Raw genomic sequence first — 17067 nt, forward strand, 5'->3', positions numbered from 1 at the left:
ACGGATATCTCTTTTGTTGAACAGCGAGTTTTGCTGGCAGTTGAACTTTCCTACCTTTATTGGGTTTGAAAATATGTTATGGAGAAATTTGAACCCAAATCATTGTTGAAGCCTGCCATCCGTGCGGCATTGGAAGCTGGTGAAGCCATCATGAAAGTTCACCGTTCGAGAGACCTGGAAGTGGAGTATAAGGAAGATGAAAGTCCGGTTACACTGGCTGACAAGGAAGCCAGTCGGGTGATTATTGAAATGCTGACTCCTTATGGCTTTCCCTTTTTAAGCGAAGAAGAAACATTTCCTCCATACGAAGAGCGTGAAAAGTGGGGCTATTTCTGGATGATTGATCCGCTTGACGGAACGAAGGAATTTATTCGTAACGGCGATGATTTCACGGTGAATATTGCGCTTATCGATAAAAACCAGCCGGTATTGGGTGTGATTTACGTTCCGGTTACCGGATATCTCTATTTTGGCAGTACCGATAAAGGTGCTTACCGCACAGCCAATGCTGATACGCTTTCGGCCGAGCAGATATTTGCCAAAGGCGTTCAGCTTCCGCTGGAAAACCAACATGAAAAGTTTACGCTGGTAGGAAGTTTATCGCATATGAATAAGGAAACCAGCGCGTATTTCGACAAGCTGATGGAGGAAAAGGGGAAAGAAAATGTAGATGTGGTTATTTGTGGGAGCTCATTAAAAATGTGCATGGTCGGGGAAGGAACCGCCGACTGTTATCCGCGTTTGAGCAACATCATGGAGTGGGATACCGCTGCTGGCCACGCTATCTGCGAAGCATCGGGATGCGAAGTGACACAGTGGAATGGAAAACCGTTGATTTACAATAAGGAGGATTTTTACCAACCCTGGTTCCGGGTCTGCCGTTGATTATTGCATGTTGATGGTGACAGAATCTTCCCAAACTTTTTTCCCGTTAGGAACGGATTTCATTTGGTAGTGTACCTTGTATTTTCCGTTTCCCGATTTACGAATCACTTCACCAGTCAACAGAAAATCGGCCTTTTGGTTGGCAGCCCAGTTCAATTGTGCGCTTTCCGATGGGAGCGTAGTGGTCGTAAAAAGCGTGGCTCTTCTGTCTCCTCCATGAATCACCCTTAATAAACCGGAAGCAGCCAGCTTGGCCTCCACAACGGGAACAACCGCTTTTGGCGATGTACCAAGTGAAGCCGGAATCGCAATACTCCCAACAATACAAACTGGTCGTTCTGTTGCGTAATCTTTCCCGACTTTTTTCAACCAACTTGAATTAAGCAGGCTGTGCTGAAGCTTCGATGGAAAATAGACAATGCTTAACGCCGGGTCCGGCGTCTTCATGTCAGGTTCCTGCATTTGCTGGGAAACCTGAGGGCTGCAGGCCTGCAAAAGGCCCATCAGAAAAATAATATAGATGGCGGTAAATCTCATATCGTTTGGTGGCGCAAGATAACGATTACTCGTCAGCTATCAGTTGATCTTTTTCATTTCTTCGGTAATTTCCCGGTAAATGATTTCGCTGATTTTTGTTAAAGGTAAGCGTAAAACATTCTGTACTTTGCCTTTAACATTCAGTGCAGCTTTAATCCCTCCCGGGTTACCTTCAACAAAAAGAAGATTGAAAAGGTTTAGAAACTGCATGTGTTGTGCCGACGCTTTTGGGAAGTCTCCACTTACAGCCGAGTGCACCATATCAGCTACTTGTGCCGGAAATCCGTTGGCGATTACAGAGATAACTCCGTCGGCACCCAGCGAAATAGCCGGAACGGTCAGACCATCATCTCCCGAAAGAACTGAGAAGTTTTCGGGCCGGTCACGGAGAATAATAGCGAGTTCATTCAAATCGCCTGAGGCTTCTTTAATAGCGACAAATTTATCGGAAGCTTCGGCCAGTCTGATAGTTGTTGTTGCATCCATATGCATACCGGTACGACCAGGAACATTATACAGAATAACAGGGACCGGACTGTATTTGGCAATCTGCATAAAATGCTGGTAAATGCCTTCCTGTGTAGGTTTGCTGTAGTAGGGGACAACAGAAAGGATTCCGTCGATTTTATCTGCATCCAGATTTTTCAGTCCTTCAACTACTTCTTGCGTGTTATTTCCTCCGGCTCCAACAACGATGGGAAGTCGGCCGGCATTCTTTTCAGCAACAAAATCAACTACATTCTTCTTTTCTTCTGCCGAAAGGGTAGCGGTTTCGGCTGTAGTTCCCAAAACAACCAGAAAGTCGATGCCTCCGGAAATCATATCCTCGACTAAATCCCCAAGTGCATCAAAATCAATTGTACTGTCTTTCCTAAATGGTGTTATGAGGGCGACACCTGCTCCGCGAAACTTCTGTCCCATAATGCTTAATTAACCTTTTCGATTGATGTATTCCAAATAGTGAATAATCTGTTCGGTCAGATAACGGCAATTCTTTTTCCCTGAGATTTCTACAGTTAAGTCGTAAAAATTGTTTTCCGGCTCTTTCCAGCCAACTTTAAAACTGGCAGCAGAGTTGACTAAAATGCTCTGTAGTGGAATCAGTTCAGAAATGGACAAATCCAAAAGCAAATCAAACTGGGTATCAGTAAAACTCTTCAAATCATCCGATTTGGGATTTCCTTTCCAGTCGATTTCTTTTCCCGTAAAGAACCGCGAATGCGATGCTTTACTGAACGTTTCTTTTTCGTCAGCTGAATCAACTAACGCCAATCCCCGGGTGCTAATGCCGTGCTCTGTAAGAACTTTTCTCATATGTTCGTAGCTTTCCATTGCTCCGTCATCTTCGGGATACCACAGAATTGCTGCAGATTTCGCCGTGTTGAATGTATTGACCAGCACGTTACGACCAGGGTTCCGGTACCTTTTATGAAGCCTTTTCAGCGTAACAGTTTGGAGAGCTTTTTTAAACATATTGGGACAAATTTACGAATTCGTTGATTGGTTATTCTTATTTAAGATTGACAGTAATAATATTTCTGCTTACAAATCGTAAGCTCGCATATTGGTTTCGCTGTAATTTAATCAGTATTCATGTCTGAATGTGACAAATTTTAATCGCGCTACTATTCGTCTTCTTCGCTGTATCATAATTGCTTCTTACGCTTCAATCATCCTGAGAAACTCATCTTCGTCGATGATTGGTATTTTTAATTTCTCTGCCTTCTCTCTTTTCGACGGGCCCATTTTATCACCGGCCAGCAGATAGTCCGTTTTTCCGGTTATGGAACCGGCATTTTTTCCGCCGTTTTGCTCTACTAATTCACCCAGTTCTTTTCGACGCTGCGACGTGCCAAAGTTTCCGGAAATCACAAAGGTAAGGCCTTTGAGTTTCTCTGAAGCAGGCATAGAACTCTGATCGGCTTCCATTCGGAGTCCGGCACTGCGCAATTGCCCGATTAAAATACGGTTTTTTTCGTCGTCAAAATAATTCCGGAGGGATTGTGCCATCTTCTCACCAACCTCATCTACGGCAATCAATTCTTCCAGTGAGGCATCTTCCAGTTTTTCAATAGAGCCAAAAGCACGAACAATTTTTTTGGCTGCTGTTTCACCAATGAAGCGAATTCCCAAACCGAACAGCACCTTCTCAAAAGGTTGTTGCTTCGATTTTTCAATTCCGTTTACCAGGTTGTTAACTGATTTTTCCTGAAAGAAATCCAGAGCAAGAATTTCTTTTTGCTTTTCAGGAAGATGATAGATACTGGCTACATCGGTGAGTAATCCTTTATCAAAGAAAAGCCGAATGGTTTCTTTTCCCAGTCCTTCTATGTCCATGGCACCGCGACTACAGAAATGCTCGATCTTTCCTTTCAACTGTGGAGGACATCCGTTTTCGTTAGGACAATAATAGGCAGCTTCGCCTTCAGTCCGTTCGAGAGGTGTATTACATTCCGGACAGTTGGTTATGAATGCAACTTTTGCAGCGTCGGCTTTACGGGAGCTGGTGTCGACACCCACAATTTTGGGAATGATCTCACCGCCTTTTTCCACGTATACCTGGTCGTCGAGGTGTAAATCGAGATTGGCAATAATATCGGCATTATGAAGGGAAGCTCTTTTCACAATGGTTCCCGCCAACAATATGGGGTCCAAATTAGCGACCGGTGTAACCGCGCCGGTTCGTCCCACCTGGTAGGTAACGGCTTTAAGGCGGGTGGCCAGCCGTTCAGCTTTGAATTTATAGGCAATGGCCCAGCGGGGAGATTTGGCTGTGTAACCCATCTCTTCCTGAATTCTCCGTGAATTGACTTTGATAACTACACCATCCGTTGCTACGGGAAGGTTTTTCCGCTCTTCGTCCCAGTAACGGAGGAAATCGAAAATTTCATCGACTGTTTTACAGGCACGCGTGTGTTCCGAGATTTTAAAGCCCCATTTTTTCGCTTTTTCCAACAATTCGAGGTGACCATCCGATGGGAGATTATCGCCGAGTACATAATAAAATACGGCGTCGAGGTTGCGTTTCGCCACTTCAGACGAGTTCTGCAGCTTCAAGGTTCCTGATGCAACGTTTCTTGGGTTGGCAAACGGCGCTTCTCCAGCTTTGGCGCGTGCTTCGTTGAGTTTTTCAAAAGCACTGAACGGCATCAGCACTTCGCCACGAATCTCGAATTTTTCAGGATAATCACCCTTCAACTTCAGCGGTACGCTTCGTATGGTTTTTATATTGGCTGTAACATCATCGCCCTGAACGCCATCACCGCGGGTTACCGCACGAACCAGCTGTCCGTTCTCGTACGTAATACTGATGGAAGTTCCGTCGAATTTCAACTCACAAACATAGATGAAAGGCTCATCCACCAGTTTTCGGGTACGTTGGTCAAATTCCTGAACTTCGCTTTCTGAGTAAGTATTGCTCAGCGAAAGCATCGGGTAGGTGTGACGAACCTGCGTAAACTGCTGGTTGATGTCACTTCCCACGCGCTGTGAAGGTGAATTGGAATCGTTCAACTCCGGCGCTTCCTTCTCCAATTCAATGAGTTCATTCATCAAATGGTCGAAAGTTTCATCACCGATAATTGGCTGATTTAATACGTAGTAATTGTAATTATGCTGCTCGAGTTCTTCTCTTAATTCCAGAATGCGTTTCCGGGTCGTTTCCGAAGTCATTTTGTCCACATTTTAAAAAATTAAAAGTACTAAAAATGGCAGTTCTGGAATAGAAAAAGAAGCCATTCGCAGCGAATTCTTTTACTTTAATGAAATTGTGAAATAATAATCAGATAGATAATGACGATACCGGCAAGCACAACCAGCCGGGTCAGATTAACCATCTTCCGGGTCTTAATCATGTCCTAAAAATCTTGGTCGTAAGTAAAAAATCAAATGCTATTGTTGCTGGCAAGTAAGCAAAATATCCTGTTAAAAAATGATCATAATTTGAAAATGTCGTATATCTTTGACGTGAATTTTGGTTTTTCAACTCCCGGTCGGGGAGAAGAAAATGAAAAGGGAATCCGGTGAAAATCCGGAGCTGTTCCCGCAGCTGTAAGCCCGTAATTATGGGTTTCCTGATCCGCAAAACCACTGTTTCAGTTTGAAACGGGAAGGTGCAGGAAACCCGGGTGAGCCAGAAGACCTGCCACGATTCAACAATTAATTTTTGCTTTCGGGATAAATAGCAAAAATGAACTGCAAGCAATTGTTATTCATTTTTCACATTTGAAAGAAAGCCGGAATCATCCACTAATTTAAAGTCATTATTATGGAAAAAGTATGTCCGCGCTGTGGTTCCACCTTCGAGTGTCGGGAGGACGACATTCAGCAATGTTGGTGTGCCCGTGAAAGATTGCCTGATGCGTTGTGTGAAACGCTCAGGGAAAACTACGAAGCATGTTTATGTATGTCATGCATTAGTGAGCTTCAGAATGACCTCCGAATTAACCTAAATCAAACAAAAAAAGAGATTAATCATGAAGAAATTTAATGGATTGTTCATTAGTACAATTGCTGTTGCTTTATTTTTTACTGCCTGCGATAAATCGGACGAAACTATTACAGAAGTAAAAACCATCGATTTTGAAGATCTCCAGACACCTTCTTCAGGTTACTGGAACGGAAGCGATGCATCGGGTGAATTTAACTCTGGCGATATGATCTTCCCGAACAGTTATAACGCTGACTGGTCAAGCTGGAACAGTTTTTCGTATTCTACACTGAATGATACCCAAACTGCCGGTTCCGGCAATCAGTATAGTGTTTATGACGCTGCCAATAACGGCAATACATTTGCCCTGTTTTTTCCGTCATACTCAGGTGATGCGTACTTTTCATTTCTGAATGATCAGGAATATCAGGTAAAAAGCATTGAGCTGTGTAATGACGCCTATTCAGCGCTTTCGATGAAAGACGGAGATTCCTATAGCAAGAAATTCGGAGGCGATACAGGGAATGATGCCGACTGGTTTAAAGTGGACATTATCGGCTATGATGCAGCCGGCGATTCGATTGGAACCGTAGAGTTTTACCTGGCCGATTACCGCTTCACCGACAATAATCAGGATTACATTGTGAACGAGTGGACCAAAGTAGATTTATCGAGTCTGGGCAAAGTAAATAAACTGACTTTCCGCTTTGGCTCTTCTGATGTTGGCGATTATGGCATCAATACACCTAAGTATGTTTGTCTTGATAATATTCGTTACGAAGTAGTTTCGAAAGGAGAGTAGCAAATCAACATCTGGCAGGAATATACCATTGTTATGTCGTAACTGTTTTGAAAATCACTATTCCTGCTTAACATACTTGATTGTGAAAAGGCGGATGTCCCCGAAACGTGGGCGTTCGTCTTTTTTTATACTGAATTATCTTCACTGAATAGTAGTTGTAAACATTTTTCAATAATATTCATTATCAGTGATATAATAATGCGACGCCCGGTTTCGTTATAAAAATGAAATATCGCTGCGTGTTGGTTGCCAGTGACCTTGGACTCTGCGGTATTTTAACCAAACCAAAAAACACTTTTTCTATGTCATTTCGTGTCAGTATATTATTGTTGATGCTGAATTTCGGGGTTTTGCTACTACCCGACATTGCCTACGCAAAGAACAAAGAAGTACAGGGTTTAGAAGTTGAAGGAAAAATACGCACCGACGAAGGTGGATTGAACGGCGCAACCATCGAAGTTTACAAAGCAGACAACGATGAGCTTGAACAAACTGCGACCGTTGATGAAACGGGCAAGTTTGCTTTGCAGTTGGCTTTTCAGCATGACTATTACTTCATTTTCAGAAGCAGAGGATGTTATCCCAAAAAATTGATTCTGAATGCAGTGATTCCTGAAAAAGTATTGAAGCGGGATCCCTATTTTCCCCCCATCAAAGTGATTGTTACCTTGTTTAAGGTAATTCCTGAAATTAATCCCTCTTTCTCAGAGAAACCAGTTGGGAAGATATTCTACTCAGCCAAGCTGGATAACTTTGATTCGGAGTCATACTTCAATGATGTGCAAATACGCGAAAAAATCGATGAAGAAGTGGCTACTACCTACCAAGAAAAGCTGAATGTGGCAAAAACGCTTGAAGAAGACGGAAATTTGGCCCAAGCCATGGATGAATATCAGCGAGCTGTCAATTTAAAACAGGGAGACGATTCAGTAAAGGAAAAAATAGTGTCATTGGGGAAGAAAATTGAACAGGAAAAACAGGCCAACCAAGCAGAGGCTGCCAGAAAAGACAGTATGGACAACCAGCTAGTGGCTGCCTCTCTGGAAACAGCAGATACGACTGACAATACGCTGGAAATTCAGGCAAATCAATCGGCTTCTGTTCGGAAAACTCCCAAAGTCACCGCCATCAACGAGAAGAAAAATCTGACTGTGCAAACTCAATCAGATTCTGCTGAGATCATTGCCCAAACCGTAAAAGTTGAGCCGGAGAAAGTGCTACAGGATTCCGCCCGAAAGGAGAAAACCGAAACGGAGAAACACGAAGCCGTTGCAACAACAGAGACTACAGAGATTCAAAAAATAGAACAGGAGAAAGCAGAACCTTTGTCAGTTGACAGTGAAGATAAAGGTTCGGTACTGGCGTCAATACAACCACATGGTAATGACTCAGCCAATGGTATTCTTCCGATATTCGGATTGATATTGTTTGCATTTCTTGTTCTTCTTTGGTTCAGGAGAAAAGCAAAACAAGAGCATACCACAGAAAACGAATAGCATGTGACAAGGAATATTGCGATGCAAATAGTTTGGACTGTTTAGCTTTTTTTTAGGTTCATAAAGTTTCATTAAAAAAGGCAGGTGAATCCTTTCGGGGACGCCTGTTTTTTTTGTTTGTCATGTTGATTTTCTATCGTTTGACAGAATTTCTGTAAATTTCCGTTCTATTTTAACCGAACTAACAATGAAGAAATTTGCTTCTCTGGTATTGCTTTTCCTGATAGGTATCTCACTTTTTGCACAGGACCGGATAACCGGTAAGAATTTCGCCACTCGCTCTGATGTGATGGCGCGCCATGGCATGGTTTGTACCAGTCAGCCTCTGGCAACACAAATTGGAATTGATATTCTGAAAAAAGGAGGCTCGGCTGTTGATGCCGCCATTGCAGCCAATGCGGCGCTGGGATTGATGGAACCAACTGGTAGCGGAATGGGAGGCGACCTGTTCGCCATTGTCTGGGATGCTAAGACGAAAAAACTATACGGACTAAATGCCAGCGGGCGTTCACCAAAAGCTTTAACGTTGGCGATTTTTAAAGAAAAAGGATTGAAGAAAATACCGCCGTTTGGTCCGCTTCCGGTAACAGTTCCCGGTTGTGTCGATGGCTGGTTCTCGTTACACGAACGTTTTGGTAAGCTTCCGATGAAAGATATTCTGGAACCGACGATTCAATATGCGGAAGAAGGATTTCCGGTGACGGAAATCATTGGCTACTATTTTGGCCGCTCTGTGGAATATTTCAGTAAGAAATTCCCCAATGTGACAGAGACTTACATGTCAGACGGTGAACCGCCCTATAAAGGAAAAGTATTCCGGAATCCTATGCTGGCCAGCACCTACCGGGAAATTGCCCAAGGCGGCCGCGATGCTTTTTATAAAGGCCGCATTGCGCATGTTATTGCCGATTTTATTCAGGAGCAGGGAGGTTACCTTTCGTACGAGGATTTGGCTGCCCATCATTCGCAATGGGTAGAGCCGGTTTCGGTTAATTACCGCGGCTACGATGTTTGGGAGCTTCCGCCGAATGGACAGGGAATTGCTGCGTTACAAATGCTCCAGGTTTTAAAAGGCTACGATATTGCTTCCATGGGATTCGGCTCAGCCGATCACATTCATTATTTCACGGAAGCTAAGAAACTGGCGTTCGAAGATCGGGCGAAGTATTATGCTGATATGGATTTTGCCAATGTTCCGGTGAAAACCTTGATTTCTGAAAAATATGCTGCAGAGCGCCGAAAACTGATTCGTCCCGATAGGGCAGGAAAATATTCAGCCGGCGAAATCAGCCAGGGAGAAACAGTTTACCTGACGGCTGCTGACGATGAAGGAAATATGGTTTCATTGATTCAGTCGAACTATCGTGGAATGGGTTCCGGAATGGTTCCCCCGGGACTGGGCTTTATGCTCCAGGATCGCGGTCAGCTTTTCAACCTGGAAGAGGGACATGCCAATACCTACGAACCGGGGAAACGGCCCTTCCATACCATCATTCCCGCTTTTGTTACCAAAGACGGAAAGCCATATATGAGTTTTGGTGTGATGGGTGGTGATTTTCAGCCGCAGGGACATGTGCAGATTTTGATGAACATCATCGATTTTGGTATGGGCCTGCAGGAGGCCGGTGATGCTCCGCGTATCAGTCATGATGGTTCTACATCACCGACAGGCACGCCAGCTGACGGAACCGGACAGATTTCACTGGAAAGCGGTTTTGGCTACGAAGCTATCAGAACGTTAATGCAACGGGGACATCGTGTTGGTTTTGAAAATGGAATTTATGGTGGTTATCAGGCTATTATGTACGATGCGAAAAATGATGTTTATTACGGAGCATCTGAATCGAGAAAAGATGGAGAGGCTATAGGCTATTAATTAGCGACCTCGATGACATATTTTGTGTTAAATTTAATCTAAATTAATGTATTTTTGATAAGTGATATTTGCATGATAGAATTGTTCATGCTTTCTTTGTACGACGCAAAATTTTTGTATTAAATAGCTTATTATGACAATTGCTAGAGATAAAATGGTTTCCCTTACTTATGAACTCAGAGTAGACGGGAAGGAAGGAGAAGTATTCGAGAATGCCGGGAAAGAAAATCCTTTGACATTTCTTTACGGAGCCGGATTGATGCTGCCGATGTTCGAAGAACGTCTGGCTGGATTGTCTGATGGTGCCGTATTTGACGTTGAAATTCCGGCAAAAGATGCTTATGGTGAAGTGAACGAAGAGGCCATCATTAATCTGCCCAAGCATATTTTTGAAGTCAACGGCGAGTTTGATGGAGAGCTGGTTAAACCGGGAAATACTGTTCCGATGATGTCGACTTCAGGACAACGTATGAACGGAATTGTTTTGGCGGTTGAAGATGATACAGTACGCATGGACTTCAATCACCCGCTGGCAGGAGAAGATTTGTTCTTCAAAGGTGAGGTTCTGGAAGTACGCGATGCAACAGCTGAAGAATTGGCTGCTGTATACAACCAGGGCGGTTGTGGCTGCGGAAGCGGCGGCGGTTGTGGAAGCGGAAGCTGTAGCACCGATGAACACGAGCACGAGCATGCCCATGCAGGCGGTGGTTGTGGTTGTGGAAGCGGAAGCGGCGGCGGAAGTTGCGGTTGCTAAGCAAATCCTAAAAACATTTTCTTTTCCGAATAAAGAAATTAACGTATTTTTATCAACCCGGGACTTTCCCGGGTTTCTTATTTCAACCTATGAACACGTTTGGACAAATATTCAGGTTAACCACTTTTGGAGAATCACACGGAGTAGCGATAGGCGGCGTTATTGACGGATGCCCGTCCGGACTGGAACTGGATGTGGAAAAGGTGCAGAAAGATTTGGACCGCCGTAAGCCTGGCCAGTCGCATATCACGACTCAACGAAAAGAGGGAGACAAAGTTGAATTCCTATCCGGAATTTTTGAAGGAAAAACCACCGGAACGCCCATCGGTTTCATTATTCGAAATAAAGATCAGCACTCAAGGGATTACAATAACCTCAGGGAGATCTTTCGTCCTTCGCATGCCGATTACACCTACATTAAGAAGTACGGACGCCGTGATCACCGTGGGGGCGGACGTTCCTCGGCGCGTGAGACCATTGCCCGTGTAGCTGCCGGAGCAGTTGCCAAGCAATTACTGCAGAATATAGGTGTAAACATTCAGGCGTATGTATCGCAGGTAGGCGAGGTAGAAGTAAAGAAAAGTTACCTTGAATTGGATCTCGGTTTAACCGAATCGAATATTGTCCGTTGTCCGGATTTGGAAACGGCTGAAAAAATGATTGCTCGTATTGAAGAAGCCGGACATAATCACGATACGGTTGGCGGTGTCATTACTTGCGTTGCAACCGGAGCTCCTGCAGGACTGGGTGAGCCGGTTTTCAATAAATTGCATGCCGATTTGGGCCATGCTATGTTGGGTATCAATGCGGTGAAAGGCTTTGAATATGGCTCCGGTTTTGCCGGAACCCGTCTGTCCGGGTCAGAACACAATGATGTATTTGTGAAAGACGGAGAGACGATTCGCACCAAAACGAACCATTCAGGAGGTGTGCAGGGAGGAATCTCCAACGGTGAAGACATATACTTCCGGGTCGCCTTCAAACCCATTGCTACCTTGTTGAAAGAGCAGCATACGGTGGACAGCTCATCACATGAAGTGACCATTAATCCGAAAGGTCGTCATGATCCGTGTGTATTGCCAAGGGCTGTGCCCATTGTGGAAGCGATGGCAGCGCTGGTTCTGGCTGATCATTTCCTGATGAATAGCATCTCAAAACTCTAACATTCTAACCAATGGAAATCACGGAACTAATCTTGCAAACCATGGACGAAGCCGGTCGTCCACTCAAAGGTGGAGAAATCGCCGAGAGTGCCGGCATTGACAAAAAGATGGTCGACAAAGCTTTGAAAAAGCTGAAAGACGAAGGGAAGATTGTTTCTCCCAAGCGATGTTTCTATGAACCCAAACGTCCGTAGAAAGGACAATTATACCTAATTCGTTATGAGACTTCTTGGAAATATTATCTGGTTCGTTTTTGGAGGCGTTTTTATCTTCTTCGAGTATCTTTGGGGCGGCTTGATACTCTGCCTGACCATTGTTGGCATTCCCTGGGGATTGCAGGCTTTTAAACTGGGAATTGCTCATCTGGCTCCTTTTGGTAAGCATGTTGTTCCAACCGGCGGCAGTATCCCGGTCATTTCGTTTCTGTTGAATGTCGTCTGGATCATTTTGGCCGGTTTTTGGATTGCTGTTACACATCTTCTGTTCGGAATTCTGTTTTGTATCACCATCGTCGGAATTCCATTCGGCCTGCAGCATTTTAAACTGATGCGACTGGGATTCTATCCCTTCGGATACGACTTACGGTAAGCTGTTAAGTCATTTTAGTTAGCGTTGAAGGTGATTTCAGCGCTTTTTTTTAAGTCATATTGATGAGCGGCTGTTTCGACTTTTTCACAGTTAAACTGAAAATATCGGGTCGCGAATAATGGCCCGCTACATCGAGCGAACGCCGCCGATCGATGATATCCTGCAAGTCATACTCTCCGTATAGGATACCTTTTTCCCGTTTCATCGGGCCTGCGGCAATCTTTCCGAAGGGATTGATCAGAACAGCATCTCCATCGGTGAACCATTCCTCTTCATTCGGAAAAACTTCTTTTTTATAAGGAAAATTTTCCGGGATGTCATTTCCCTGGAAAGGTGTGGCGCAACTGGCTACCCAACATCCGCTTTCCCGGGCTATATGCCCCATCGTACCAATCCAGTTGGGGCCATAATCCCACGTGGGAGCCAGGTAGAGCTCTAAGCCTTGTGTATAGAGCGCATATCGCGATAAGGGCATGTAATTTTCCCAGCAAATGAGACCGCCAATCTTCCCGGCAGGGGTTTCCACCACATTCATCCCTGAGGCATCACCGCGTCCCCAGGTCATCCGCTCAGCTACCGTTGGAACTAACTTCCGGTGAACATTAGCCAGTTTTCCATCCGGACTGATAATCGCAAACGTGTTGTAGAGCGTAGTGCCTGAAGCTTCTGCATTAAGTTCGTTCATGCCAATGGCCACGGTAATCTTGTTGTCTTTTGCCACTTTCCGGATTTTCGCTAATCCGTCTTTCGATAAATCGACCGAATTTTCCACCAGTATGCGGTGCATTACCTTGGCTTTTTCAAAATCGGTACTCGGTCTTAATCGCCAAATCCATGCCGGGTAACCGGGAATATAAGCTTCCGGAAACATAACGAGACCGGCGTTGTTTTTGGCTGCTCCAGCAATTAACTCACAGCAGAGCGCAATGGTCTTTTCCAAATCCATAAATATCGGGGGAACCTGTACAATGGCGATTTTCTTTTTCATGGCTGGTTATTTGAAGATTAGTAAAGTAGAGTGGAGGCCTCGCAAGCCAGGTATTAGGTGCTTTAATGAACATCGCTGATTAAATTTACGGCTTTTCAAACGGGATGACCAGCAACTTGACGAATATTCGGATATAATTATCTGAATTAGTGCGAGTAAATGCTAATAATTTCAACAAGAAAATTATGATAATTCTTCTCCTTGCGGGAAAGTTGGGTAACTTTAGCATTATCAAACCCAATCAAAAACCGTTGAAGCATGGAAGCCCGTCTGCTTGGCCAGATAAAGCCTTTTATCGTCATGGAGGTGCTCGAACGCGCCAATGAACTGCAAAAACAAGGTGTCGATATCATTCACATGGAAGTGGGAGAGCCGGACTTTGATGTGCCGGAATGTGTGAAAGCAGCCTGTGAAGCAGGAATTCGAAGTGGTTATACTCATTATACGCACAGCCTGGGTGATCCGGAACTGCGCGAAGCCATCAGCCGACATTATAAGAATACATATGGTGTTTCGGTAAAACCGGAACAAATTCTGGTTACATCAGGTACTTCTCCCGGAATTCTTTTGGCTTTGTCTGTGTTGCTGAATGCCGGAGACGAGGTAATTCTTTCCGATCCGGGATATGCCTGTTACGCTAATTTTGTGACTTATGCGGGTGGCAAACCGGTAACTGTTCCTGTAGAGGCAACGAACGGATTTCAATATACTCCGGAAGGTATTTGCGGGAAACTGACAGAACGAACCAAAGCCATTCTTATTAATTCGCCGATGAATCCTACCGGAAATTTACTGACTCCGGAAACCATGAAAGCCATTGCTCAGTATTCTCCATATATTATCTCCGATGAGATTTACCATGGATTGGTATACGGCGAAAAGGCACATTCAATCCTGGAGTTTACCGATAAAGCATTTGTGCTGAACGGTTTTTCGAAGTTGTATGCCATGACCGGTCTGCGTCTGGGGTATTTGATTGCTCCGGAGAAATACATGCGTCATTTGCAGATTTTGCAACAAAACCTCTTTATCTGCGCCAATTCGGTGGCTCAGCGGGCAGGAATCGCAGCTTTGGAGAAAGGTGGTCCGGATATTGAACGGATGCGGCTAACCTACGACAGACGACGTAAGTTTCTCATTCAGCGATTACGGGAATTGGGATTTACTATTCCGGTAGAACCAACCGGTGCATTTTACATTTTCGTCGATGCCAGCCACCTCTCCAACGATTCGTATAAACTTGCGTTCGATATGTTGGAGAAAGCTCATATCGGAGTTACACCAGGCATCGACTTTGGTGCAAATGGCGAAGGTTATCTTCGTTTTTCGTATGCCAATTCGCTGGAAAACCTGGAAGAAGGGATGAGACGGCTGGAAAATTATCTGCAAAATTTCAATGGATTGGATTCAGGTGACAAATAACTTATAAGCCATTTATTTGTAGCTAATCACGTTAGTTTAAAGCGAAGTCATTAAATTTGTGACTGTTGCTAACCAATTAAACCTGACGTGATGAAGTTGAATAAGATTCTGCTTTCCTTTATATTGCTCTGCAGTTTTTCGTTTTTGCAGGCTGCTGACATCCAACCACTCCGTTCACCCGACGGTAAAATTAAGGTCACTATTCGGCAAACCGATAAGCTCTATTATTCGGTTGATTATAATGACCAGAATATTCTTTGGTACTCGCCGCTGAGTCTGACGGTCGACAACCAGAGACTTGGATTCCGTGATCAGGTTGTTAGTCAACTAACACGTTCCAACAGTTCTGTGATTAAACCCTATTGGTGGTTTCGCAGCGAAATTCCGGATGATTATAATGAATTGGAGTTGGTATTCGAAGGAAAGTATTCTATCATCTTCAGAGCGTATAACGATGGAATAGCTTATCGGTGGAAAACCGCTTTTCGGGGAAATGTCAAGGTTCAGGATGAAGAAGTTGAATATCGTTTTCCGAAAAACTATCTGCTGATTTCTCATCAGGTTGGAGACTTCCAGACATCTTATGAAAAAAATTATACCAAAGCACCTATTCAGTCTTTGAAGGAGGCTGATTTTACATCCATTCCTGTTATTGTCGACGAAGAAAATCTCAAAGTTGCCGTCACGGAGGCTGATTTGTACGATTATCCGGGAATGTATCTGACACATTTCGATAATGCGTCTGGTCGGCCATTTCTTACGGGACTATTTCCTCGCTATCCCGAAAAGGTGAAAAAAGGCGGGCATGGGAACTTCAATCTCAGGGTAACTAGACGCGCCGATTATATGGCCCAGACTGACGGAACACGGGAATTTCCCTGGCGCGTGCTGATTGTTGCTCCGGAAGACAAGGATTTGGCAGCAAATGATATTGTCTATCGTCTGGCCCGGAAAGCACAATTCGATGCATCATGGGTAAAACCGGGAAAAGTATCGTGGGAGTGGTGGAACGATTGGAATTTGGAAGGTGTCAACTTCCAGGCCGGCATCAACATGGATACGTACAAGTATTATATCGATTTCGCCGCACGTCACCACATCGACTATGTATTGATGGATGAAGGCTGGTCCGATCAGTTCGATATCTTATTGCCCAAGCCAGGTATCGACGTACCCGAGTTGGTGCAATATGGACGAAAAAGAGGTGTGAAAATACTGCTCTGGACGGTTTGGCATACCATCGACCGGCAAATGAATGAGGCGCTTGCCTTGTTTGAAAAATGGGGAGTAGCCGGTGTAAAAGTCGATTTTATAGATCGGGATGACCAGGTAGCCGTCAATTTCTATGAACGTCTGGCCGCCGAGGCTGCCAAACACCACTTGTTGGTTGACTATCATGGTTGTTCCAAGCCAACCGGGTTGGAAAGAACCTATCCGAATGTGCTGAATTTTGAATCGGTGAGGGGAAATGAATACAACAAGTTTACCTCGCCCGATACGCCGGAGCACAACGTTGATATTACCTATATCAGAATGCTGGCCGGGCCGATGGATTATACTCCGGGTGCCATGCGGAACGCTGCCAAGGGGCAGTTCTTTACCTCGTACAGTATGCCAATGAGCTACGGAACGCGATGCCAACAATTGGGTATGTACATTTGCTATTTCGCTCCTTTGCAGATGCTTTGCGATGCTCCGACCGAATACGAAAAATATCCTGACATTCTGAAGTTCCTGTCGGAAGTGCCGGTTACCTGGGACGAAACGATTCCGCTTGACGGCAAACTGGGAGAATACGTTGTATTGGCCAGAAGAAAGGGAAACACGTGGTACATCGGTGCATTGAATAATTGGACGGAACGTACCATCAGGATTGATTTATCTTTTATCAGCGAGGGACAGCATCAGGCACAGATGTTTGTCGACGGAAAGAATGCAGACCGGCGCGGAGATGATTATATGGTGATTTCGCAACGTGTGAATAACAGTACACCACTTGAAATAACATTAAAACCGGGCGGCGGTACTGCCATCCGGATTGAATAGTTGTATTGGCTCAACACAAAAACCTGTCTGGAAATTCAATCAGACAGGTTTTTTATGTCCCAAAAATGGCGAATCGGTGAG

The 17067-nt window shown here is 44.5% G+C and carries 16 protein-coding genes and 1 riboswitch; of the genes, 11 read left to right on the plus strand and 5 right to left on the minus strand.

Features of this window, described 5'->3' with window-relative positions; all coding sequences use genetic code 11:
• Window positions 1-78 precede the first annotated feature (78 nt).
• Window positions 79-885, plus strand: a complete 807-nt coding sequence (gene cysQ / locus T426_RS0108705; RefSeq protein ID WP_025865640.1) for a 3'(2'),5'-bisphosphate nucleotidase CysQ — start codon at window positions 79-81, stop codon at window positions 883-885.
• On the opposite strand, the gene T426_RS0108710 is transcribed toward cysQ, so the two are convergent.
• From T426_RS0108710 to ligA, 4 genes are all read right to left on the minus strand, one after another.
• On the minus strand, window positions 886-1422 hold the full coding sequence (locus T426_RS0108710) for a hypothetical protein (RefSeq protein ID WP_025865639.1): 537 nt from the start codon (window positions 1420-1422) through the stop codon (window positions 886-888).
• 39 nt (window positions 1423-1461) lie between these two features.
• Window positions 1462-2343 (minus strand): 4-hydroxy-tetrahydrodipicolinate synthase, encoded by an 882-nt coding sequence (dapA, locus tag T426_RS0108715; protein WP_036985400.1) that lies wholly within the window; start codon window positions 2341-2343, stop codon window positions 1462-1464.
• Between the two features lie 9 nt (window positions 2344-2352).
• Window positions 2353-2895: a DUF6913 domain-containing protein gene (locus T426_RS0108720; protein ID WP_025865638.1), complete on the minus strand. Its 543-nt coding sequence runs from the start codon at window positions 2893-2895 to the stop codon at window positions 2353-2355.
• A gap of 186 nt (window positions 2896-3081) precedes the next feature.
• Window positions 3082-5094, minus strand: a complete 2013-nt coding sequence (gene ligA, locus T426_RS0108725; protein WP_025865637.1) for an NAD-dependent DNA ligase LigA — start codon at window positions 5092-5094, stop codon at window positions 3082-3084.
• A gap of 285 nt (window positions 5095-5379) precedes the next feature.
• Window positions 5380-5585: riboswitch (cobalamin riboswitch) on the plus strand.
• A 104-nt stretch (window positions 5586-5689) separates the two neighbouring features.
• On the opposite strand from ligA, the gene T426_RS26295 reads away from it, so the two are divergent.
• From T426_RS26295 to T426_RS0108765, 8 genes are all read left to right on the plus strand, one after another.
• On the plus strand, window positions 5690-5911 hold the full coding sequence (locus T426_RS26295) for a cysteine-rich CWC family protein (protein WP_081782519.1): 222 nt from the start codon (window positions 5690-5692) through the stop codon (window positions 5909-5911).
• Window positions 5898-6653: a DUF4465 domain-containing protein gene (locus T426_RS23195; RefSeq protein WP_025865636.1), complete on the plus strand. Its 756-nt coding sequence runs from the start codon at window positions 5898-5900 to the stop codon at window positions 6651-6653. The genes T426_RS26295 and T426_RS23195 overlap by 14 nt, the downstream gene beginning before the upstream one ends.
• Before the next feature lie 302 nt (window positions 6654-6955).
• On the plus strand, window positions 6956-8149 hold the full coding sequence (locus T426_RS0108740; protein ID WP_153637615.1) for a hypothetical protein: 1194 nt from the start codon (window positions 6956-6958) through the stop codon (window positions 8147-8149).
• A 187-nt stretch (window positions 8150-8336) separates the two neighbouring features.
• The gene (gene ggt, locus T426_RS0108745; RefSeq protein WP_025865634.1) at window positions 8337-10025 is read left to right on the plus strand and encodes a gamma-glutamyltransferase; all 1689 of its coding nucleotides are present in this window, start codon (window positions 8337-8339) and stop codon (window positions 10023-10025) included.
• 133 nt (window positions 10026-10158) lie between these two features.
• On the plus strand, window positions 10159-10779 hold the full coding sequence (locus tag T426_RS0108750) for an FKBP-type peptidyl-prolyl cis-trans isomerase (RefSeq protein ID WP_025865633.1): 621 nt from the start codon (window positions 10159-10161) through the stop codon (window positions 10777-10779).
• Between the two features lie 89 nt (window positions 10780-10868).
• A complete protein-coding gene (gene aroC, locus T426_RS0108755; protein ID WP_025865632.1) occupies window positions 10869-11942 on the plus strand; it encodes a chorismate synthase in 1074 nt (357 codons plus the stop codon).
• A gap of 11 nt (window positions 11943-11953) precedes the next feature.
• Complete coding sequence (locus tag T426_RS0108760) at window positions 11954-12136, plus strand: HTH domain-containing protein (protein ID WP_025865631.1); 183 nt, start codon at window positions 11954-11956, stop codon at window positions 12134-12136.
• A gap of 25 nt (window positions 12137-12161) precedes the next feature.
• The gene (locus T426_RS0108765) at window positions 12162-12530 is read left to right on the plus strand and encodes a YccF domain-containing protein (RefSeq protein WP_025865630.1); all 369 of its coding nucleotides are present in this window, start codon (window positions 12162-12164) and stop codon (window positions 12528-12530) included.
• A 49-nt stretch (window positions 12531-12579) separates the two neighbouring features.
• Here T426_RS0108765 and T426_RS0108770 read toward each other — a convergent pair whose 3' ends face one another.
• Window positions 12580-13518, minus strand: coding sequence for a carbon-nitrogen hydrolase family protein (locus T426_RS0108770; RefSeq protein WP_025865629.1), 939 nt, complete (start codon window positions 13516-13518; stop codon window positions 12580-12582).
• Window positions 13519-13776: 258 nt separating this feature from the next.
• Here T426_RS0108770 and T426_RS0108780 point away from each other — a divergent pair, with 258 nt between their 5' ends.
• Both T426_RS0108780 and T426_RS0108785 read left to right on the plus strand, forming a co-directional pair.
• A complete protein-coding gene (locus tag T426_RS0108780; RefSeq protein ID WP_025865628.1) occupies window positions 13777-14940 on the plus strand; it encodes a pyridoxal phosphate-dependent aminotransferase in 1164 nt (387 codons plus the stop codon).
• Between the two features lie 90 nt (window positions 14941-15030).
• Entirely contained in the window at window positions 15031-16986 is a 1956-nt protein-coding gene (locus tag T426_RS0108785) for a glycoside hydrolase family 97 protein (RefSeq protein ID WP_025865626.1), read from the plus strand.
• Window positions 16987-17067 lie beyond the last annotated feature (81 nt).

The organism is Prolixibacter bellariivorans ATCC BAA-1284 (assembly GCF_000621705.1).
Classification (GTDB): Bacteria; Bacteroidota; Bacteroidia; order Bacteroidales; family Prolixibacteraceae; genus Prolixibacter; species Prolixibacter bellariivorans.

What these genes read in the sequence shown, in the direction of transcription:
- cysQ (WP_025865640.1), top strand. Translation starts at nt 79, where the DNA reads ATGGAGAAATTTGAACCCAAATCATTGTTGAAGCCTGCCATCCGTGCG.
- T426_RS0108720 (WP_025865638.1), bottom strand. Translation starts at nt 2,895, where the DNA reads ATGTTTAAAAAAGCTCTCCAAACTGTTACGCTGAAAAGGCTTCATAAA.
- T426_RS26295 (WP_081782519.1), top strand. Translation starts at nt 5,690, where the DNA reads ATGGAAAAAGTATGTCCGCGCTGTGGTTCCACCTTCGAGTGTCGGGAG.
- T426_RS0108770 (WP_025865629.1), bottom strand. Translation starts at nt 13,518, where the DNA reads ATGAAAAAGAAAATCGCCATTGTACAGGTTCCCCCGATATTTATGGAT.
- dapA (WP_036985400.1), bottom strand. Translation starts at nt 2,343, where the DNA reads ATGGGACAGAAGTTTCGCGGAGCAGGTGTCGCCCTCATAACACCATTT.
- ligA (WP_025865637.1), bottom strand. Translation starts at nt 5,094, where the DNA reads ATGACTTCGGAAACGACCCGGAAACGCATTCTGGAATTAAGAGAAGAA.
- T426_RS23195 (WP_025865636.1), top strand. Translation starts at nt 5,898, where the DNA reads ATGAAGAAATTTAATGGATTGTTCATTAGTACAATTGCTGTTGCTTTA.
- ggt (WP_025865634.1), top strand. Translation starts at nt 8,337, where the DNA reads ATGAAGAAATTTGCTTCTCTGGTATTGCTTTTCCTGATAGGTATCTCA.
- T426_RS0108740 (WP_153637615.1), top strand. Translation starts at nt 6,956, where the DNA reads ATGTCATTTCGTGTCAGTATATTATTGTTGATGCTGAATTTCGGGGTT.
- T426_RS0108710 (WP_025865639.1), bottom strand. Translation starts at nt 1,422, where the DNA reads ATGAGATTTACCGCCATCTATATTATTTTTCTGATGGGCCTTTTGCAG.
- aroC (WP_025865632.1), top strand. Translation starts at nt 10,869, where the DNA reads ATGAACACGTTTGGACAAATATTCAGGTTAACCACTTTTGGAGAATCA.
- T426_RS0108750 (WP_025865633.1), top strand. Translation starts at nt 10,159, where the DNA reads ATGACAATTGCTAGAGATAAAATGGTTTCCCTTACTTATGAACTCAGA.
- T426_RS0108760 (WP_025865631.1), top strand. Translation starts at nt 11,954, where the DNA reads ATGGAAATCACGGAACTAATCTTGCAAACCATGGACGAAGCCGGTCGT.
- T426_RS0108765 (WP_025865630.1), top strand. Translation starts at nt 12,162, where the DNA reads ATGAGACTTCTTGGAAATATTATCTGGTTCGTTTTTGGAGGCGTTTTT.
- T426_RS0108785 (WP_025865626.1), top strand. Translation starts at nt 15,031, where the DNA reads ATGAAGTTGAATAAGATTCTGCTTTCCTTTATATTGCTCTGCAGTTTT.
- T426_RS0108780 (WP_025865628.1), top strand. Translation starts at nt 13,777, where the DNA reads ATGGAAGCCCGTCTGCTTGGCCAGATAAAGCCTTTTATCGTCATGGAG.